Source organism: Massilia sp. Bi118, assembly GCF_918697865.1.
Lineage (GTDB): Bacteria > Pseudomonadota > Gammaproteobacteria > Burkholderiales > Burkholderiaceae_D > Telluria.
The window spans coordinates 477555-495577 of sequence record NZ_CAKKMV010000001.1 but is presented as its reverse complement, the minus strand read 5'-3'; the positions used below and the strand labels follow the sequence as shown (position 1 = coordinate 495577).

The window sequence follows — 18023 nt, the reverse complement described above, 5'->3', positions numbered from 1 at the left end:
AACAGCCCCTAGTCCACCACCACCGGATGCAAGGCCTTCTCAATATCCGCCCGCGTAAACCCCTGCGCGAACCGCTCGATGAAGTCATACGCATACGCCCGCAGATAAGCCCCCTTCCGCACCGCCAGCCGCGTCACATTCGGCGCAAACAAATGCGATGACTCGATCGCCCGCAAGCCGCGGTCACGCCCGTGATCGAAGGCCATCGACGCCACGATCCCTACCCCCATCCCCAGCGACACATATTGCTTGATGACGTCCGAATCCATCGCCGTCAGCACGATATCCGGATTCACGCCGGCACTCGCAAACGCGGCGTCGATGTGACCGCGGCCGGTAAAGCCGACGTCGTAGGTAATCAGCGGGAACCCGGCCAGGTCGGCCAGCTTGATCGGGCTGCGGCTCAGCAGCGGATGGCCGTCGGGCACCACCACCAGGTGGCTCCAGCGGTAGCACGGGAAGGACACCAGGTCCTGGAAGGTCGACAGGCCCTCGGTGGCGATGCCGATGTCGGCGCGGCCCGACAACACCCATTCGGCGATGTGTTCCGGCGCGCTCTGCTGCAGGGCGATGCGCACGTCCGGATAGGTATTGCGGAAGGCCTGCACCACCTGCGGCAGCGCATAGCGGGCCTGCGTGTGCGTGACGGCCACCGTCAGCGTGCCGCTGTCCTGGGCCGCGTACTCGCTGCTGGCCTGCTGCAGGTTTTCGGCCTCGACCAGCAGGCGCTCGATGATCTTCAGGATGCCCTTGCCCGGATCCGTCATGCCGGTCAGGCGCTTGCCGTTGCGCTCGAAGATGACGACGCCCAGCTCGTCCTCGAGTTCGCGGATCTGGCGCGATACTCCCGGCTGCGATGTGAACAGGGCGTTCGCCACGTCGGTCAGGTTGAAGTTGCGGCGGGCCGCTTCGCGCACCGAACGCAGCTGCTGGAAGTTCATATCCCGTCACCCTGATCGACGAACACGTGCATGCGGCGCGGCTTCACCAGCAGGGTCTCGCCGTCACGCAGGTTGAGCGCGCGGTACTGCTCATTTGGTATCACCGCTTCGATCAATTGAGCATTGTCGGCGCGCTCCAGGTCGAGCTGGGCCAGCGGGCCGATCGCATGCGCGCGGCGCAGCTTGACCGCGACGCCTTCCAGGCCCGGCGCATAGCGCTCGACTTCGAGGTCGTGCGGGCGCACGTAGGCGATGCCCTCGCCGTTCTGCACGCCGGCATATTGCGGCGCCTCGAATTTCGCTTCGCCGCTGGCCAGAACGCCGTCATTGACGCGCCCATGGAACAAATTGACGTTGCCGAGGAAGCCGTAGACGAAAGGCGAGGCCGGCTGGTTGTAGACGGCGTCCGGGGTACCGAGCTGCTCGACGCGGCCCTTGTTCATCAGCACCACCTGGTCGGCCACTTCCAGCGCTTCTTCCTGGTCGTGGGTGACGAAGATCGAGGTCACGTGCAGTTCGTCGTGCAGCTGGCGCAGCCAGCGGCGCAGTTCCTTGCGCACCTTGGCGTCCAGTGCGCCGAAGGGTTCGTCGAGCAGCAGCACGCGCGGCTCCACCGCCAGCGCGCGCGCCAGGGCGATGCGCTGGCGCTGGCCGCCGGACAGCTGCGGCGGGTAACGGTCGGCGATCCAGTCCAGCTGCACCAGCTCGAGCAGCTTTTTGACCTTCTCGCGGATCTGCGCTTCGCTCGGGCGCTCCTTGCGCGGTTTTACCCTCAAGCCGAACGCCACGTTCTCGAACACGGTCATGTGCTTGAACAGCGCATAGTGCTGGAACACGAAGCCGACCTGGCGCTCGCGCACGTGGCTGGCGGAGGCATCGGCGCCGTCCAGCAGCACGCGGCCTGCGTCCGGGAATTCGAGGCCGGCGATGATGCGCAGCAGCGTGGTCTTGCCGCAGCCGGAAGGCCCGAGCAGCGCGGTCAGCTCGCCGTCGGCAAACTGCAGCGAGACGTCATCCAGGGCCGTGAACTGGCCGAACTGCTTGCGGATGTGTTGGACTTCGATCGTCATGCCGATTGCTCCGTGATATTGGCTTTGCGCGCCTGGTGCAGGCGCCATTCGATAAAGGATTTCACCGCCAGCGTGACCAGGGCCAGCAGGGCCAGCAGCGAAGCGATCGCGAAGGCCGCCGTGAAGTTGTATTCGTTGTAGAGGATCTCGACCTGCAACGGCATGGTGTTGGTCTCGCCGCGGATGTGGCCGGACACCACCGAGACGGCGCCGAACTCGCCCATCGCGCGGGCATTACACAGGATCACGCCGTACAGCAGGCCCCACTTGATGTTGGGGAGGGTCACACGGCGGAAGGTCGCCCAGCCGGACGCGCCCAGCACCAGCGCCGCCTCTTCTTCCTCGCTGCCCTGGGCCTGCATCAGCGGCACCAGTTCGCGCGCGACGAAGGGGAAGGTGATGAACACGGTCGCCAGCACGATGCCCGGCACCGCAAACAGGATCTTGATGTCGTGCTCCATCAGCCAGGGGCCGAACCAGCCCTGGGAACCGAACATCAGCACGTACATCAGGCCGGCGATCACCGGCGACACCGAGAACGGCAGGTCGATCAGGGTCAGCAGCAGGCTCTTGCCGCGGAAGTCGAACTTGGCGATGGCCCAGCTTGCCGCCACGCCGAACACCAGGTTCAGCGGCACCGAGATGACGGCCGCAATCAGGGTCAGCTTGATGGCGGCCAGCGCATCCGGATCGAAGATGGATTCCTTGTAGGTGTCCCAGCCGTTCTTCAGCGCCTCGGCGAACACGGCCACCAGCGGGACGAACAGGAACAGGGTCAGGAACAGCAGCGCCACGGCGATCAGGGCATAGCGCACCCAGCCCGGCTCCAGCGTGTTGGTGGCCTTGCGCGGCGCCTGCGCGGCCGCTTTGGCGGGTTCGAGTTTTTCCAGGACTGCACTCATGTTATTTCCCCGCCCGCTTGCGCGTCCAGGCCTGCAGCAGGTTGATCGCCAGCAGCAGGAGGAAGGAGGCGATCAGCATGACCACGGCGATCGCGGTTGCGCCCGTGTAGTCGTACTGTTCGAGCTTGGTGATGATGAAGAGCGGCGTGATCTCCGAGACCATCGGCATGTTGCCGGCGATGAAGACCACCGAGCCGTATTCGCCGGTCGCGCGCGCAAAGGCCAGCGCGAAGCCGGTCAGCAGCGCCGGCACGATGCCCGGCAGGATCACGCGGATGAAGGTCTGCCAGGGGCTGGCGCCCAGGCTGGCGGCGGCCTCTTCCAGTTCGCGCTCGGCGTCTTCCAGCACCGGCTGCACGGTGCGCACCACGAACGGCAGCCCAATAAACGTCAGCGCCACCACCACGCCCAGCGGGGTGAAAGCGACCTTGATGCCAAGCGGCTCCAGGTATTTGCCGATCCAGCCATTGCTCGAATACAGCGCGGTCAGGGTGATGCCGGCCACCGCGGTCGGCAGCGCGAACGGCAGGTCGACCAGGGCATCAACGAAGCGCTTGCCGGGAAACTGGTAGCGCACCAGTACCCAGGCGACGATGCCGCCGAACACGACGTTGATGGTCGCGCCGATCAGGGCCGCGCCGAAGCTCAGGCGGTAGGAAGCCATCACCCGCTCCGAGGTGACGGCGTTCCAGAACGCGTCCCAGGTCATGGTGAAGGTTTTCAGGAAGATCGCCGACAAGGGCACCAGCACGATCAGCGCCAGATAGAAGATCGTGAAGCCGAGCGACAGCCCGAAGCCGGGGATCACCCGGTTGGCGCTGCTGCGGCTGGTCACTATGCTAGTCATGGAGGGCCTTATTACAATTTCTTCTAATAAGGCGACATAATCGCATTCGGAACACATATCGCAAACGAAGCATTCCTCATTTGCATAGACGATTCCGCTATTAGGAGATCAATTTGAACGCCACCCCGGCAAGAGTCATCGCCAGCAAGGCGCGCAACAATCTTTCCGGCACCGCCTTCGCGGCCCAGGAACCGAGCGTGATGCCCGGCACCGAGCCCACCAGCAGGGTCACCAGCAGCATCCAGTCGATCGAGCCCAGCCACCAGTGGCCGGCAGCGGCGATGGCGGTCAGCGGCACCGCATAGGCGATGTCGGTGCCGGCGATTTCGGCCGGGCTCAGCTTCGGATAGAGCATCACCAGCAGGGTGGCGCCGATCGCGCCCGCGCCGATCGAGGACACGGTGACCAGGGTGCCGAGCACGGCGCCGGCAGTGATGGTGGCGGCAGAGAGCGCCCTCCCCTGCAGCTGGCGGCCGGGTTTGGCGTTGACCCAGGCCAGCATCTTCGAACGGAACAGGATCGCGACCACCGTCAGCATTACCGAGACGGCGATCGAATAGCGGATGGTCTGGCCGATGGCGGGATTCAGCGGGCCGAGATATTGGAGGGCCAGGGTGGCCAGCAGCGCGGCGGGCAGCGCGCCCATGCACAGGCGGCCGACGATGGGCCAGTGCACGTTGCCGCGCGAACGGTGGGTGACGGTGCCGGCGCTCTTGGTGAGCGAGGCGAAGGCGAGGTCGGTGCCGACGGCCACCGATGGCGTGACGCCGAACAGCAGCGTCAACAGCGGCGTCATCAGCGAGCCGCCGCCGACGCCGGTCATTCCGACCAGCAAGCCGACGCCGAAGCCCGACAGGATATATGTAACTAACATGCTTTACCCCCAGATTGGCTCCAAGGGTAAAGGGGCTCGGCCGTTAAGCCAACAACAGATTACTTCTTTGCTTATGCAGGCGTGGCGCGTGGGCATTGCCGTGGGCACAGAGTGCCCACCCTACGAGTTGCGGTAGGGTGGGCTCCCCGAGCCCACGGAAGTATTACTTGTTCGGCTGCGGCGTGAGACGCAGATACGGCTTCGGCGAAGTGAACCCCTTCGGATACTTCTGCTTCAGCTGCTCCGGATCCTGAATGGTCAGCGGGATGATCACGTCATCGCCATCCTTCCAGTTGCCCGGGGTCGCGACGGTGTAGCCGTCGGTCAGTTGCAGGGCGTCGATCACGCGCAGAACTTCGTCGAAGTTGCGGCCGGTGCTCATCGGGTAGGTGATGATCAGGCGCACTTTCTTGGCCGGGTCGATCACGAACAGCGAGCGCACGGTGGCGGTGGCCGAGGCGTTCGGGTGGATCATGTCGTACAGCTGCGAGACCGATTTATCGGCGTCGGCGACGATCGGGAAGCCGACCACGGTCTGCTGGGTTTCCTCGATGTCCTTGATCCAGGCCTTGTGCTGCTCGGCCGGGTCGACCGACAGGGCGATGGCCTTGACGTTGCGCTTGTCGAACTCGGGTTTCAGCTTGGCGGTCAGGCCCAGCTCGGTCGTGCACACCGGCGTGAAGTCGGCCGGGTGCGAGAACAGCACCACCCAGGAATCTCCCGCCCAGTCATGGAAGCGGATGCGGCCGATGGTGGAATCCTGCTCGAAATCGGGAGCGGTGTCGCCCAGGCGTAAGGTCATTGCTGTTCTCCTTCAGGTTAGATAAGGCGCCAAAGGCGCCGCAATTAGGGGCCTCGATAAACCGTAGCGAGCGGCCGCAATGTTGATCGAGAAGCGCAGCTGTACGAAAGTACAGCGAGCATCGCAGGACTCGGCGTCCCCATCGACAGTGCAACGCGCAGTAGGTTTTGCGAGGCTCCTCAGAAAAAACGGTTGTACAAGACCACTGCCCAGGTTGCTGCAGCCATCGCGATCGCCAGCGCCACCGCCGCGCTGCCCAGGTCCTTGGCGGCCTTGGACAGCGGATGGCGTTCCAGCGAGACGCGATCGACCACTGCTTCGATGGCGGCGTTGATCAGCTCCACCAGCAGCACCAGCCCGAGCACGGCGATCAGGGCCAGTTTCTGGAAGCCTGACACCGGCAGGAACAATGCCACGATGGCCGCCGGCAGCGCCACCATCAACTCCTGGCGGAAGGCATGCTCATGCTGCCAGGCGTGCCTGAAACCGGCGATCGAATAACCGGTGGCGGCGGCGATGCGCGCCAGGCCGCCCTTGCTCTTGAACTCGCTGCTGGGTTGATTCATGGGTGTCGTGGTTGCTTGCAGGATTGGCATTATGCCGCACTCTCCAACAACACGTTAAACACAATTTTCACATTATGGTATAAAGTAGAGAAATATACCGCACCGCAGCAACCACTATATGAAAATGGAAACTCTCGAACCAGCGAAAACTTCCATCCAGGTGATCGAGCGCATGGTCGCCCTGCTCGACGTCCTGGCCAGCTATTCGGACCCTGTCAGCCTGAAGGAATTGTCGAAGGTATCCGGCCTGCATCCCTCGACTGCGCACCGGATCCTGAACGACATGGTGGTGACCCGCTTTGTCGACCGCGTCGAGCCCGGCACCTACCGCCTCGGCATGCGCCTGCTGGAACTGGGGAATGTGGTGAAGAGCCGCCTGTCGGTGCGCGAAGCGGCGGTCGACCTGATGCGCGCCCTGCACAACAAGACGCGCCAGACCGTGAACCTGTCGGTGCGCCAGGGCGACGAGATCGTCTACATCGACCGCGCCTTCTCCGAGCGTTCCGGCATGCAGGTGGTGCGTGCGATCGGCGGCCGCGGTCCGCTGCACCTGACCTCGACCGGCAAGCTGTTCCTGTCCGTCGACGAAGCCAAGGCCATCCGCGCCTACGCCACCCGCACCGGGCTGGCCGGCCACAACAAGAATTCGATCACCGACCTTGCCCGCCTCGAGCGCGAGCTGGCGCTGGTGCGCTCACGCGGCTACGCGCGCGACAACGAGGAACTGGAACTGGGCGTGCGCTGCATGGCAGCCGGCATTCATGACGACAGCGGCAAGCTGGTGGCGGGACTGTCGATCTCGGCGCCGGCGGACCGGCTGCAGGAAGAGTGGCTGGAGGATCTGGTGAATACGGCGGCGCAGATTTCGGCGACGCTGGGGCATCGCGTCGGCGCCGGCGTTTGATTTAGTTAGCTCGTCGTTCCCGCGAAGGCGGGAACCCAAGTTGCGCGAGCAGTCTGCAAACAAACTTGGATCCCCGCCTTCGCGGGGACGACGTTTGCACGTTCGTTGTCACTGCGCCGTCGTTCCCGGCACCACCGCCGACACCGTCACCGGCACCGCGGCAGCAGCAGCCGCCGGAATCGCCGGCTTCAAGGCCTCCAGCCATTTGCGCATCCGGCCCGCATCCGCGGTCCGCGACTGTTTCCCCTTCGAATCCAGGAACACCATGATCACATTGCGTCCCTGGATCATGGCCTGCATCACCAGGCAGCGCCCTGCTTCGTTGATGAAGCCGGTCTTTTGCAGGCCGATATTCCAGTCGGGCATCGCAACCAGGTAGTTGGTGTTGTGGTACTGCATGCGGCGGCCGCTGGCTTCGACCACGTAGTTCGGGTCGGTCGTGTACTGGCGCAGCAGCGGTTCCTGGTGGGCCGTCATCACGAGCTTGGCCAGGTCGCGCGCGCTCGACACGTTCTGGCTCGACAGACCGCTCGAATCTACATAATGCGTATCGTTCATGCCAAGTTCCTTGGCCTTGGCATTCATCGCTTCGACGAAAGCGTTGATACCGCCGGGGTAATTGCGGCCCAGCGCGGCGGCGGCGCGGTTTTCCGAGCTCATCAGTGCAATGTGCAGCAGGTTGCCGCGCGTCATGCGGGCGCCGACAGGCAGGCGGGAGCTGGTGTACTTGTGCTTGTCGACGTCGGCGTCTGTGATGGTCAGCACTTCGTCCAGGTTCTGCTGGGCTTGCACCACGAGCAGGCCGGTCATCAGCTTGGTGATCGAGGCGATCGGCAGGGCGACGGTGGAATTCTTTTCGAACAGCACTTCCGAGCTGGTCTGGTCCATCACGTAGGCGACCGAGGAGCGCAGGGCCAGCGGATCGTGGGTCTTGTTCAGGCCGACCAGGTCGCCGGCGCTGAGGACGGCGATGGCCGGGGCGGCGCGGCGCACGCGCTGGTAGACCACCCGGCGCTTGCCGTGCACCATCTCGATCCGGCGCACCATGCGCTGACGGTTATCGTCGGCGATGACCTTGGCCAGGTCGGTGCGCTTGGCCTTGACCTGCTTGACATGCTTGGCCGCGGCCGTGCGTCCCTTGTGCTTGGTCCTGGCGGCGGCGTCCGGCGGGGCAAGCAGGAACATCATGGAGATGGCGGCGGCCAACGCGAGCTTGAGCATCTGTAAATCCTTGAACGCGAACTGATGAGCACTTAATGCAGTGTAGCGAATGACGGGTGAAGCGCAAGAGAATGTAACATCTGCGCCCCCGTTTTGCCACAACGCAAGGTTTTGAGCGTTGTAGAAATCTCTTGATATTTCAACAGCTTGGCGCGTTCAGTATACCCAACAAGCTAGTCGACGAAGCGCACGAAGCTCGACACCGGCTCGCGTTCCGTTACTAAACTGTTCTCGACCTTCTGCGGATCGGCATGGCCGAGCGCCATGCCGCAGACCACCATTTCATTCTCCGGCAAGCCCAGCTGTTCAACGATGATGCGGTGGAACTGGGTGAAGGCCGCCTGCGGGCAGGTGTCGAGGCCGCGTCCACGCGCCGCCACCATGATGTTCTGCAGGAACATGCCGTAATCGAGCCAGGAGCCCTGCTCCATCACGCGGTCGATGGTGAAGATCAGGCCGACCGGCGCGTCGAAGAAGCGGTAATTGCGGCCATGCTGGGCGGCCATGCCGGCCTTGTTCTCGCGCGTCAGGCCCAGCAGCGCATACAGGTCCCAGCCGACCTTCCGGCGGCGGTCGATGAAGGGCGACACCCATTCGCGCGGATAGTAAGCGTACTCCTCGGTATGCGCCTTGTTCTGCTGCGGGTCGGCGTAGGCCGCCAGGATCGCGTTGCTGAAGCGCTCCTTGGCCTCGCCGGTCAGCACGTACACCTTCCACGGCTGGGTATTCGTGCCGGATGGCGCGCGCGCGGCGACTTCGAGCAGGGCTTCGATGTCTTCGCGCGGAACCGGCGTCGGCAAATAGGCGCGGATCGAACGGCGCGAGGTGATGGCGGCGTCGACGTCTTGCTGCTGCTGGCTGCTGATCATGTGGATTCTCCCGATGTTTTATTTTTTGACGACGAAGGCGACGCCCATCACCGCGACCGCCATCCCGGCCAGGCCCAGCGGGCTCAGGGCTTCGCCGAACATCAGCCAGGCCATCACGGCCGTGGTCGGCGGCGTCAGGTAGAGCAGGCTCGTGACCCTGGTGGCGTCATTGCGGCTGATGAGCCGGAACAATAAAAAGATGGCGCCGATCGACAGCGCGAGGATGGACCACAGCAGCGCGCCGACGAACTGCGGCGTCCAGTGGATGTTCGCCAGTGCAGGGCCGAAATCCTCGAACACGGCCGCCAGCGGCAGCAGCACCAGGGCCGTGGCAGCGAACTGGATCAGGGTGCCGGTGCGCAGGTCGAACTGCGGGCAAAAGCGCTTCTGGTAGAGCGTGCCGCAGGTAATCGACAACAGCGCCAGCACGCAAAAGCCGATCGCGGCGGGCGACAGGCCGTTCAGGCTGATCTTGGCGTACACCACCAGGCCGACCCCGCCCAGGCCGAGCAGCAGGCCCAGCCACTGGCGCGGGCTGACGCGCTCGCCGACCAGGGGCGCGGCGAAGGCGGTCAGGATGGGCTGCAGGCCGACGATCAGGGCGGACAAGCCGGCCGGCATGCCGATCTTGATGGCGCTCCAGACCCCGCCCAGGTAACCGGCCTGCAGCAAAAGTCCGGCCACCGCCACGTGCAGGATGCGTCCTTGCGGCCATGGTGCGCCGCCCACCAGCACCATCGGCGCCAGCACCAGCAGCGCGCCCAGGCAGCGCAGGATCAGGAAGGACAGCGGCGGCGCATACGGCAGACCGTATTTGGCGGCGATGAAACCGGTGCTCCACAGGACGACGAAGAACAGCGGCACCGGCGCCAGCCAGCCGGCTTGTGCCGGCGCCGTGGAGGGCCGGGCATGGGGCGGCCTGGCGGGGGATGGGGAAGTGTCGGGACTCATCGGATTGCCAGTCTAGCATGCTGTCCGGGTCCCTGCCGGCCTGCCCTTGGCCATTCCGGTTGTTGTATCCGTGCAAACGAACAAGCACGCAAACGATTGTATGGATTGATATATCTCAAAACATCGCATTTGTATTGTGCGCCGCATCAAAAGTGCTTGACGCATAATCGGAACCCGGTAAAATCTGTTCATGTTGCGGCGCACAAATGCTGTTCGAAGCCAGCCGCCAGAATCCCAGCAACATCCGGGTCTACCCAAGTTCAATATTTGTCCATTACTGGAGAACTACATGTTTGCATTCCCCGAGCAGTTTTCGAACGCGACCAAAGCCAATCTGGAATCCCAATTCGCCCTGCTGTCGGCCCTGACCGCCAAGACTTTCGAGGGTGTCGAGAAGCTGGTGGACCTGAATATCAACACGGCCAAAGCCGCGCTGGAAAATTCGTCGGCAACCGCACGCCAGCTGCTGGCAGTCAAAGATCCGCAGGAATTCTTCTCGGTGGCCACTTCCCAGGCTCAGCCGAGCGCTGAAAAGGCCGTGGCCTACAGCCGTCAAGTGGCAACCATCGCCGCCGACACCGGCGCCGAGTTCTCGCGCGCTGCCGAAAGCCAGATCGCCGAAGTCAACCGCAAGGTGATCTCGCTGGTCGACGAAGTGACCAGGAACGCCCCGGCCGGTTCCGAGACCTATGTGTCGGCCCTGAAGACCGCCATCAGCAACGCCAACGCCGGCTACGAGCAGTTCACCAAGACCACCAAGCAGGCTGCCGAAGCCATCGAGTCGAACATGAACGCCGCTGTGTCGCAGTTCACCGCTGCTGCCGGCAAGGCCGCCAACGGCGCTGCCAACGCTGCCTAAGTAATACTTCGCTCCTGCAAAGGAGAACGGCCCGGACTGCTTACGCGGTCCGGGCCGTTTCATTTTGGCTGTGCATCTTCAAGGATGCTTGACCGGTATGACAGCCGGCTTGTTCTTGTCCTTCAACAGGAATACGAGGAATTTGGCCGGCCTGGTCCTGCTGGCATTCCGTCCCACCGTGTGCAGGTCCTGCGGTCCCTCATAAAAGGTCTGGCCCGGCGTCAGCGTTTGCTCCTTGCCGCCTTTGACGCCCATGACGATGGATCCTTCGAGAACGTAGATGAAGCCATGGGCATCGTGGCGATGGAGGGGGTCGACTGCGCCGGGAGGAAAGTCGACGGTAATCATCAGGACTTCCTTGCCGGGGTAGTCCTCGAGCGCCTTGTTCATCAGCGCCGTGACGGCAGGGCCTGGCGGCGCGGCCTGTGTCTGTGCCTGAGCACCGGCAGCCAGCATGAGGGTGAGTGCGAGGCGGCGAAGGCGCCGAGTCGATTGCAACATGATGTGATCCTTCACGAGATGAGCCCAGTGCGGCTGAGAACCGGCTGCGGCATCCGCAACAGAATCAGTCTAGAGAGCGGCGCCCCGGCAAACCAGAGGTCTGCAAGGACGCACGCTGTTGAAGCAAAAGCACCAATCCGCTTTCCCCACGGGTGCGATAGTGGCAGCCGCTATCGACAACCAAGGGGGAACCATGAAGCTGTACCACATGCGCGGCGCCTGCTCGCTCGCCGACCTGATCGTGCTGCGCTGGGTCGGCGCACCGCACGACATCGTGCCGATGACAATCGACTCGATCAAGGCGCCTGACTACCTGGCGATCAACCCTGGCGGCAATGTGCCGCTGCTGGTTCACGGCGATTTCGTGTTGACCGAAAACGTCGCCATCCTCGGCTATCTCGCCGACCTCTACCCGCAGGCGCAGCTGGCGGGCGACGGCAGCGCGCGCGGACGCGCCGAGGTCATGCGCTGGCTGGCCTTCCTCAACTCCGACGTGCACAAGGCCTTCAAGCCGCTGTTCTCGCCGGCGCGCTTCCTCGAGCAGCGCGAGCTCGACGAGCAGCTGGCGGAGAATGCGCGCCGCCATATCCGCCACTACCTGGAGCGGCTCGATGGCGCGCTGGCCAGCCGCGAATGGCTGACGGGACAACGCTCGATCGCCGACCCCTACCTGTTCGTCGTCCTGCGCTGGGCGCAGGCGAAAGGCGTCGACATGGCCGGCCTGGATGCGCTGGCATCCTTTCACGCGCGCCTGTCGCTCGACCCGGCCGTCCGCGCCGCCCTTCTTGCCGAGGAGGACTGAGCACCGGGCCGGCGGCCCTGCACGGCGCCGCCTGGCAGAAAACAGAGGATTTTTGTCATTGCCGATTGCCTTCCTGCACAACTACCATTTGCTCGCGTATTGATGAATGCAGGAAGCCGTGCCGTACCAGTTGAATCTCCTTACAGTCCCATTTGCAAAGGTCAGCCATGGGTAACATGCCGCTGCCGCCGAGCTTGGCCGCAGAGCATAACGACGCTCTGGCCTCGAGCTTTGCCACGACCTACGCAGGCGTGGTGGCCTTCATTGCCGTCGTTCACGAAGGCAGTTTCGCCAGGGCCGCCGAACGCCTGGGCATCGGCCGCTCGGCGGTGAGCCGCAGCGTCCAGAAGCTGGAAACCCAGCTCGATACCCGGCTGTTCCAGCGCACGACGCGCAGCACGACGCTGACGGCGGAAGGCGAGCTGTTCTTCGAGAACTGCCGGCCCGGCGTCGACCGCATCCTGCAATCGGTCGAGGAAATGCACGAACTGCGCACCGGCATCCCGCGCGGCAGCCTCCGTATCTCTTCCACGGTCGGCTTCGGACGCCGGATCGTCGCGCCGCTGCTGAAGGATTTTCATTTGCAGTACCCCGACATCACGCTCGACCTCATCCTGGACGACCGCCCCACCGATTTCACCTCCGACCGGATCGATGTCGCCTTCCGCAACGGCCGCATGGACGACAGTCAGATCGTGGCCAAGAAGCTGGTGCCGATGCAGATGCTGCTCTGTGCGACGCCCGATTACCTGCGCCGCCACGGCACGCCGCGCACGATAGGCGAGCTGGCGGGACATGCCTGCGTCAACTTCCGCTTTGCCTCCGGCCGGATATTCGAATGGGAGTTCAAGGTCGACGGGCTGGTGCAAAAGCACTTGCCCAAAGGCTGGCTTTGCTTCAACGACGCCGACCTCGTGCTGCAATCGGTCCTGAATGGAGAAGGCATCGCCCAGATGGCCGGCTACCAGATTGGCGAACACCTGCGTTCGGGGCGCCTGCAGGCAGTCCTGCCGCAGCACGCGCCGGACGATCGCGGGCATTACCTGTGCTACCTCAGCCGTCATCACATGCCGATGCGCACACGTGTCTTCATCGACTACATGACGGAGCGCATCCGCGCGCTCGACCTGCACTGCCTCGACGTCCTGCTCGGCAGCCAGGCGGGAGTCCCGCATGAGTAGGACCGCATGGACTTGTGCGCTCGGTGCGATCCTGCTGTGGGCGCTGTTTGCGACGCTGGTGCGCCATGCCGGCGACGCCCCGCCCTTGCTGCTGACAGGCGTTGCGCTGTGCTGCGGCAGCGCCGCTTCCGCGCACAGATGGCGCGCGTGGCGGGTACCGGCGCCCGTCTTCGGCTTCGGCGTGGCAAGCCTGTTCCTGTACCACGCCTGCCTGGTCGCGGCCTTTCACATCGCGCCGATCGCCCAGGCCAACCTGCTCAACTACCTGTGGCCGCTGCTGATCGTCGTGCTGGCCGCCTACGGCCCGGCCGGCCAGGGCTTGTTGCCGCGCCAGCTGGCGGGCTGCGCGCTCGCTTTCGCCGGCTGCGCCGTCGTCATTGCACCCGCGTCGGCCGGGCTGTCCAGCGCCCACCTCGGCGGCTACGCGCTCGCGCTGCTTGCCGCGCTCTGCTGGGCGGTGTATTCGGTCGCGCCCGGCTATATGGCGGCCTACTCGTCGTGGGCCACAGGCGGCTTCTGCCTCGGCGCCGGCCTGTTGGCGCTGCTGGCCCACTTCCTGTTCGAGACCGCCTACCATCCTTCCGCAGGCGAATGGATGGGGATGGCGATGATCGGCCTCGGTCCGCTCGGCCTGTCCTTCGTCCTGTGGGACCGCGCCATGCGCACCGGCCGGGCCTCGACCATCGGTTCGCTGTCCTACCTGACACCCGTGCTGTCGACGCTGTCCCTCGCCGTCACAGGCGCGGTCGAAGGCGGCGCCTGGTGGCGGCTGGCGCCCGCCCTGCTCCTCGTCATGGGGGGCGTGCGGCTGACGCGCTGAGCAGCGATTGGTGCGTTTCGCGCACCAGTCTGCGGCCCGCCAGAGATCTACTCCGCAATCGCCTGGTTGCCTACACTGTTTTCACTGCAATGCGATCCCGACCAGCCGGTCCGGACAGCAGTATCCAGGACAAAGGAGAATCACCATGACGCAGCGTATCGACTACATCAAGCAGGCGCCGAATTTTTTCAAGAAATTCGTCGAGTTCAATACCCTCCTGCATGACGGCAGCATCGAGGAGAGCATCCGCGACCTGGTCGCCATCCGCGCCTCGCAGATCAACGGCTGTGGCTTCTGCCTCGACATGCACATCAAGCAGGCCACCCTGCACGGCGAGCGTCCGCTGCGCCTGCATCACCTGGCGGCATGGCGTGAATCGGCCCTGTTCATCCCGCGCGAACGCGCTGCCCTGGCATGGACCGAAGCGCTGACCACGCTGTCGCCGCAGGGTGTGCCGGACGAAGTCTACGAGCGTGTCCGCAGCCAGCTGTCGGAAAAGGAGCTGACCGACCTGACCTACGAGATCATGGCCATCAATGCCTGGAACCGCGTCAACGTCGCGTTCAAGGTCGTGCCCGGTTCCTTCGACAAGGAATGGGGCCTGGACAAAGCCAATCTCTCCTGAGGAGCGCGACATGAAAATCGTCGTCATCGGCGGCACCGGCCTGATCGGCAGCAAACTGGTGAGCATCCTGCGCGAGCGCGGCCATGAAGCGATCGCGGCATCGCCCAATTCGGGCGTCAACACGATCACCGGCGAAGGTCTCGACCAGGCGCTGGCCAACACCGACGTCGTCGTGGATGTGGCGAATTCGCCCTCGTTCGCGGATGAGGCGGTGATGGAATTCTTCACGGTTTCCGGCCGCAACCTGCTGGCTGCGGCCGCCAGGGCCGGCGTGAAGCACCATGTCGCGCTGTCCGTGGTCGGTACCGACCGTCTTGCCGAAAGCGGTTATTTCCGCGCCAAGATTGCCCAGGAAAAGCTGATCCGTGAGTCGGGCCTGCCCTATACCATCGTGCATTCGACCCAGTTCTTCGAATTCCTGGGCGGGATTGCGGCCTCGGCTGGGCAGGGCGATGCCATCGCCCTGTCGCCCGCTTTCGTGCAGCCCATTTCCTCGGATGACGTGGCAATCGCCATGGCCGAGTGCACGCTGGGGGCGCCGGTGAACGGCATCGTCGAGATCGCCGGCCCGGACCGCTTCCGCCTGGCGGAGCTGGTGCAGCAGTACCTGGCGGTCAAGCAGGACCCGCGCACCGTGCAGGCCGACGTCCACGCCCGCTATTTCGGCGCCGAGCTGAAGGAGGACACGCTGGTGCCGCACGGCGAGGCGCGCCTGGGCGCGGTCAGGCTGCAGAACTGGCTAAGGACGCAGGCGCCGGCCCACTGAGGGAAAGGCAATCGATGAAGCATGGAGGAACTGCAGGCGACGGCGCATTGTATGTCGCCTCCGTTTCGGTCACCGGCGGCGCGGCCGGACACGGCCGCGTTTCCGGCCTCGTCCGGTCCAGCGATGGCGCACTCGAACTCGAACTGCGCATGCCGCCCGAACTGGGCGGGCACAAGGGCGGCATCAATCCGGAACAGCTGTTCGCAGCCGGCTACGCCGCCTGCTTCCACGGTTCCCTGGTCCTGCTGGCATCGCACCGCGGCATTGCCGCCGACGGCGCCGAAGTCGCCGTGTCGGTCAGCTTTGGCCGGGATCCGAGCGACGGCCTGTTCATGCTGGCGTCCCATGTACGCGTGCGGATGCCGGGCACGCCCCGCATCGCCGCCGCCGAACTGGTCCGCAATGCCGAACGGGTCTGCCCCTACACCAAGATGGCCCGCCAGGGCATCGAAAGCATCGTTACGCTGGTCGAGCACGGGTTTTAACAGGAGCGAGTGCGGATGCATGTCGGAAAATCCTATCGCCTGGCCGAGTTTCTCTACTGGACCCGGCGCAGAATCTACCTCGTTGCGGCCAGCGCGGGCGCGGTGACGGCGCTGTACCAGCTGGGCGGCTGGCATTGGCTGTCCTTGCCATGGCCGGTGCTGGCGCTGCTCGGCACCGCCGCCTCGTTCATCGTCGGGTTCAAGAATTCGCAAAGCTACGGCCGCACGGTGGAAGCGCAGCAGATCTGGTCCTCGATTACCGCTGCCAGCCGCTACTGGGGCCTGATCAGCCGCGATTTCCCCGCTGACGGCGGCGCCGTCAAGGAGCTGGTGTCCAGGCACCTGGCCTGGCTCGCGGCGGTGCGCTACGAATTGCGCGCCGCGCGGGTCTGGGAAGCGGCCGCGGCCGCCCAGAATGCCGAATACCGGGAGCGCAGTTTCGAGGTGGCGGAACGCCGCGTGCCGCTCGAAGCCGAGCTGGCAAAATACCTGGCGCCGCAGACCGTCGCCGAACTGCTGGCGAGCCGCGATATCCCGGCAGCCCTGATGGGCTTGCAAAGCCGGGCCATCCGTAGCCTGTTCCTGGCCCAGGGCCTGCAGGTCCTGCATTACGCCGAAATGCAAAAGACGCTCAAGGACCTGAGCGACCAGCACGCCCGCGCGCAGCGCATCAAGAATTTTCCTTACCCGCGCCAGTATGCGATCGTCAATTCGCTGTTCGTGTGGCTGTTCGCCCTGTTGCTGCCGCTGGCGATGGTCAGGGAATTCGCGGCCTTGCCTGCGCCCGGCTTCATGCACGGCCAGATGGGCTGGCTGGCGCTGCCTTTCAGCGTACTGATCGCCTGGATGTACCTGGCGCTCGACCAGGTTGGCGAGAGTACCGAGAACCCGTTCGAAGGCAGCGCCAACGACGTGCCGATCACGTGGCTGTCGTAGGCGATCGAGCAGGAATTGCGCGGCCTGCTGGGCTTGCCCAGCCAGCCCCCCACCCCGTCAAGCGGTCACATCCTGATGTGATTCGCCCATGCGGCGGCGGTATTCCGATGGCGTCAAGCCGAGATGGCGCTGGAAAGTGACGCGCATCCGGTCTTCGTCACCGAAACCGCATTGGCGTGCGATCTGTTCGAAGTTGCGGGCGGACTGTTCGAGCATGCGGCGCGCGGCTTCGACCCGGAAGTGCTCGAGCGCCTTGCCGGGCGTGCGCCCCGTCTTCTCCTTGTAGACCCGGGCGAAATTGCGGGCGCTCATGCGTGCGCGTTCCGCCAGCGCTTCGACGCCCAGGTCCGCATTGTGCAGGTTGTCGGCGAGCCAGGCATGCAGCTCGTCGAAGCTGGCGCTGTCGCGCGCCTGTGCCCGCAGCAGCTCGCTGTACTGTGCCTGTCCGCCAGGCCGCTTCATGAAGACGACCAGGTCGCGCGCGAGGTCCATGGCGACAGCGCGTCCGCAATCTTCCTCGACCAGCGCCAGCGCCAGGTCGATGCCCGCGGTGACGCCGGCCGAGGTCCAGACGGCGTCCTGGCGCACGAAGATGGCGTCGCGATCGACCCTCAGGGCCGGGAAACGCTGCTCCAGCAGGTCCGACATGCCCCAGTGCGTCGCCGCGCGCCTGCCGTCCAGCAGGCCGGCCGCGGCCAGCAGGAAGGCGCCCGTGCACACCGAGGCGGTACGCCGCGCGCGGCCGGCGCTTTGCCCGATCCAGCCGACGGTCTCGCCGAGTCCGTCCAGGATGCCGGCGATGCCGGCGGCGCCGGGCACGACGACCGTGTCGATGGCACGTCCGTCGAACATGGAAAACGGCAGGGTGTCGATGACGACGCCTTCCTCGGTGCGCACCGGCCCGCCGTGCAGGCTCACCGTATGGCCTTCGTAGGGAAGCAGGTGGCGTCCGGCCATATGCCGCTGCGCGGCCCAGAACACGGTCTGGGCCGCAGTCAGGTCGAGCAGGCCTGCATCGGGGAAAGCGACGAACAGGATGAGCCGGGCTTGAGGGGTCGGTAACATGGGCCGATGTTAACGCTTACCGTCGGGATGTCAAGG

Annotated in this window: 21 protein-coding genes; 9 read left to right on the top strand and 12 right to left on the bottom strand. The window is 64.8% G+C overall.

What is annotated here, in order from left to right:
* Positions 1 to 8: 8 nt before the first annotated feature.
* The 7 genes from LQV39_RS02235 to LQV39_RS02205 all read right to left on the bottom strand — a co-directional run bounded on the left by LQV39_RS02235 (position 9) and on the right by LQV39_RS02205 (position 6002).
* Positions 9 to 941 carry a CysB family HTH-type transcriptional regulator gene (locus LQV39_RS02235; RefSeq protein WP_230019987.1) on the bottom strand — a complete coding sequence of 311 codons (933 nt, stop codon included), beginning with the start codon at positions 939 to 941 and terminating at the stop codon, positions 9 to 11.
* Complete coding sequence (locus LQV39_RS02230) at positions 938 to 2011, bottom strand: sulfate/molybdate ABC transporter ATP-binding protein (protein WP_230019986.1); 1074 nt, start codon at positions 2009 to 2011, stop codon at positions 938 to 940. Before LQV39_RS02230 ends, LQV39_RS02235 begins: the two co-directional genes overlap by 4 nt.
* Entirely contained in the window at positions 2008 to 2913 is a 906-nt protein-coding gene (gene cysW, locus LQV39_RS02225) for a sulfate ABC transporter permease subunit CysW (protein WP_230019985.1), read from the bottom strand. Before cysW ends, LQV39_RS02230 begins: the two co-directional genes overlap by 4 nt.
* 1 nt (position 2914) lies before the next feature.
* Positions 2915 to 3760: a sulfate ABC transporter permease subunit CysT gene (gene cysT, locus LQV39_RS02220; RefSeq protein WP_230019984.1), complete on the bottom strand. Its 846-nt coding sequence runs from the start codon at positions 3758 to 3760 to the stop codon at positions 2915 to 2917.
* A 100-nt stretch (positions 3761 to 3860) separates the two neighbouring features.
* Positions 3861 to 4634, bottom strand: a complete 774-nt coding sequence (locus LQV39_RS02215; protein ID WP_230019983.1) for a sulfite exporter TauE/SafE family protein — start codon at positions 4632 to 4634, stop codon at positions 3861 to 3863.
* Positions 4635 to 4797: 163 nt separating this feature from the next.
* Complete coding sequence (locus LQV39_RS02210) at positions 4798 to 5436, bottom strand: peroxiredoxin (protein WP_230019982.1); 639 nt, start codon at positions 5434 to 5436, stop codon at positions 4798 to 4800.
* Between the two features lie 179 nt (positions 5437 to 5615).
* The gene (locus tag LQV39_RS02205; RefSeq protein ID WP_230019981.1) at positions 5616 to 6002 is read right to left on the bottom strand and encodes a diacylglycerol kinase; all 387 of its coding nucleotides are present in this window, start codon (positions 6000 to 6002) and stop codon (positions 5616 to 5618) included.
* A gap of 118 nt (positions 6003 to 6120) precedes the next feature.
* Between LQV39_RS02205 and LQV39_RS02200 the strand changes: the two genes are divergently transcribed.
* The gene (locus tag LQV39_RS02200) at positions 6121 to 6906 is read left to right on the top strand and encodes an IclR family transcriptional regulator (protein WP_230019980.1); all 786 of its coding nucleotides are present in this window, start codon (positions 6121 to 6123) and stop codon (positions 6904 to 6906) included.
* Positions 6907 to 7014: 108 nt separating this feature from the next.
* On the opposite strand, the gene LQV39_RS02195 is transcribed toward LQV39_RS02200, so the two are convergent.
* From LQV39_RS02195 to LQV39_RS02185, 3 genes are all read right to left on the bottom strand, one after another.
* Positions 7015 to 8127, bottom strand: a complete 1113-nt coding sequence (locus LQV39_RS02195) for a serine hydrolase (protein ID WP_230019979.1) — start codon at positions 8125 to 8127, stop codon at positions 7015 to 7017.
* Between the two features lie 173 nt (positions 8128 to 8300).
* A complete protein-coding gene (locus tag LQV39_RS02190) occupies positions 8301 to 8996 on the bottom strand; it encodes a nitroreductase (RefSeq protein WP_230019978.1) in 696 nt (231 codons plus the stop codon).
* Between the two features lie 18 nt (positions 8997 to 9014).
* A complete protein-coding gene (locus LQV39_RS02185; protein ID WP_230019977.1) occupies positions 9015 to 9947 on the bottom strand; it encodes a DMT family transporter in 933 nt (310 codons plus the stop codon).
* 289 nt (positions 9948 to 10236) lie between these two features.
* Between LQV39_RS02185 and phaP the strand changes: the two genes are divergently transcribed.
* The gene (phaP, locus tag LQV39_RS02180) at positions 10237 to 10806 is read left to right on the top strand and encodes a TIGR01841 family phasin (protein WP_230019976.1); all 570 of its coding nucleotides are present in this window, start codon (positions 10237 to 10239) and stop codon (positions 10804 to 10806) included.
* A gap of 78 nt (positions 10807 to 10884) precedes the next feature.
* Here the strand turns inward: phaP and LQV39_RS02175 are convergent, their stop codons facing one another.
* Positions 10885 to 11307 (bottom strand): cupin domain-containing protein, encoded by a 423-nt coding sequence (locus LQV39_RS02175; RefSeq protein ID WP_374199392.1) that lies wholly within the window; start codon positions 11305 to 11307, stop codon positions 10885 to 10887.
* A gap of 193 nt (positions 11308 to 11500) precedes the next feature.
* On the opposite strand from LQV39_RS02175, the gene LQV39_RS02170 reads away from it, so the two are divergent.
* The 7 genes from LQV39_RS02170 to LQV39_RS02140 all read left to right on the top strand — a co-directional run bounded on the left by LQV39_RS02170 (position 11501) and on the right by LQV39_RS02140 (position 16922).
* Positions 11501 to 12109, top strand: coding sequence for a glutathione S-transferase N-terminal domain-containing protein (locus LQV39_RS02170; protein ID WP_230019975.1), 609 nt, complete (start codon positions 11501 to 11503; stop codon positions 12107 to 12109).
* A gap of 167 nt (positions 12110 to 12276) precedes the next feature.
* Positions 12277 to 13290, top strand: coding sequence for a LysR family transcriptional regulator (locus LQV39_RS02165; protein WP_374199391.1), 1014 nt, complete (start codon positions 12277 to 12279; stop codon positions 13288 to 13290).
* Positions 13283 to 14110, top strand: a complete 828-nt coding sequence (locus LQV39_RS02160) for a DMT family transporter (protein ID WP_230019974.1) — start codon at positions 13283 to 13285, stop codon at positions 14108 to 14110. The genes LQV39_RS02165 and LQV39_RS02160 overlap by 8 nt, the downstream gene beginning before the upstream one ends.
* Before the next feature lie 145 nt (positions 14111 to 14255).
* Complete coding sequence (locus LQV39_RS02155; protein WP_230019973.1) at positions 14256 to 14735, top strand: carboxymuconolactone decarboxylase family protein; 480 nt, start codon at positions 14256 to 14258, stop codon at positions 14733 to 14735.
* 10 nt (positions 14736 to 14745) lie between these two features.
* On the top strand, positions 14746 to 15501 hold the full coding sequence (locus LQV39_RS02150) for an SDR family oxidoreductase (RefSeq protein WP_230019972.1): 756 nt from the start codon (positions 14746 to 14748) through the stop codon (positions 15499 to 15501).
* Between the two features lie 14 nt (positions 15502 to 15515).
* Positions 15516 to 15986 (top strand): Ohr family peroxiredoxin, encoded by a 471-nt coding sequence (locus LQV39_RS02145; RefSeq protein ID WP_230019971.1) that lies wholly within the window; start codon positions 15516 to 15518, stop codon positions 15984 to 15986.
* 15 nt (positions 15987 to 16001) lie between these two features.
* A complete protein-coding gene (locus LQV39_RS02140) occupies positions 16002 to 16922 on the top strand; it encodes a bestrophin family protein (protein WP_230019970.1) in 921 nt (306 codons plus the stop codon).
* Between the two features lie 57 nt (positions 16923 to 16979).
* Here the strand turns inward: LQV39_RS02140 and LQV39_RS02135 are convergent, their stop codons facing one another.
* The gene (locus tag LQV39_RS02135) at positions 16980 to 17987 is read right to left on the bottom strand and encodes a GlxA family transcriptional regulator (protein ID WP_230019969.1); all 1008 of its coding nucleotides are present in this window, start codon (positions 17985 to 17987) and stop codon (positions 16980 to 16982) included.
* Positions 17988 to 18023: the final 36 nt, after the last annotated feature.

Coding starts and splice junctions, on each gene's coding strand:
- phaP (WP_230019976.1), top strand. CDS start 10,237: ATGTTTGCATTCCCCGAGCAGTTTTCGAACGCGACCAAAGCCAATCTG.
- LQV39_RS02140 (WP_230019970.1), top strand. CDS start 16,002: ATGCATGTCGGAAAATCCTATCGCCTGGCCGAGTTTCTCTACTGGACC.
- cysT (WP_230019984.1), bottom strand. CDS start 3,760: ATGACTAGCATAGTGACCAGCCGCAGCAGCGCCAACCGGGTGATCCCC.
- LQV39_RS02185 (WP_230019977.1), bottom strand. CDS start 9,947: ATGAGTCCCGACACTTCCCCATCCCCCGCCAGGCCGCCCCATGCCCGG.
- LQV39_RS02190 (WP_230019978.1), bottom strand. CDS start 8,996: ATGATCAGCAGCCAGCAGCAGCAAGACGTCGACGCCGCCATCACCTCG.
- LQV39_RS02205 (WP_230019981.1), bottom strand. CDS start 6,002: ATGAATCAACCCAGCAGCGAGTTCAAGAGCAAGGGCGGCCTGGCGCGC.
- LQV39_RS02195 (WP_230019979.1), bottom strand. CDS start 8,127: ATGCTCAAGCTCGCGTTGGCCGCCGCCATCTCCATGATGTTCCTGCTT.
- LQV39_RS02165 (WP_374199391.1), top strand. CDS start 12,277: ATGGGTAACATGCCGCTGCCGCCGAGCTTGGCCGCAGAGCATAACGAC.
- LQV39_RS02145 (WP_230019971.1), top strand. CDS start 15,516: ATGAAGCATGGAGGAACTGCAGGCGACGGCGCATTGTATGTCGCCTCC.
- LQV39_RS02160 (WP_230019974.1), top strand. CDS start 13,283: ATGAGTAGGACCGCATGGACTTGTGCGCTCGGTGCGATCCTGCTGTGG.
- LQV39_RS02200 (WP_230019980.1), top strand. CDS start 6,121: ATGAAAATGGAAACTCTCGAACCAGCGAAAACTTCCATCCAGGTGATC.
- LQV39_RS02230 (WP_230019986.1), bottom strand. CDS start 2,011: ATGACGATCGAAGTCCAACACATCCGCAAGCAGTTCGGCCAGTTCACG.
- LQV39_RS02175 (WP_374199392.1), bottom strand. CDS start 11,307: ATGTTGCAATCGACTCGGCGCCTTCGCCGCCTCGCACTCACCCTCATG.
- cysW (WP_230019985.1), bottom strand. CDS start 2,913: ATGAGTGCAGTCCTGGAAAAACTCGAACCCGCCAAAGCGGCCGCGCAG.
- LQV39_RS02215 (WP_230019983.1), bottom strand. CDS start 4,634: ATGTTAGTTACATATATCCTGTCGGGCTTCGGCGTCGGCTTGCTGGTC.
- LQV39_RS02155 (WP_230019973.1), top strand. CDS start 14,256: ATGACGCAGCGTATCGACTACATCAAGCAGGCGCCGAATTTTTTCAAG.
- LQV39_RS02150 (WP_230019972.1), top strand. CDS start 14,746: ATGAAAATCGTCGTCATCGGCGGCACCGGCCTGATCGGCAGCAAACTG.
- LQV39_RS02210 (WP_230019982.1), bottom strand. CDS start 5,436: ATGACCTTACGCCTGGGCGACACCGCTCCCGATTTCGAGCAGGATTCC.
- LQV39_RS02235 (WP_230019987.1), bottom strand. CDS start 941: ATGAACTTCCAGCAGCTGCGTTCGGTGCGCGAAGCGGCCCGCCGCAAC.
- LQV39_RS02170 (WP_230019975.1), top strand. CDS start 11,501: ATGAAGCTGTACCACATGCGCGGCGCCTGCTCGCTCGCCGACCTGATC.
- LQV39_RS02135 (WP_230019969.1), bottom strand. CDS start 17,987: ATGTTACCGACCCCTCAAGCCCGGCTCATCCTGTTCGTCGCTTTCCCC.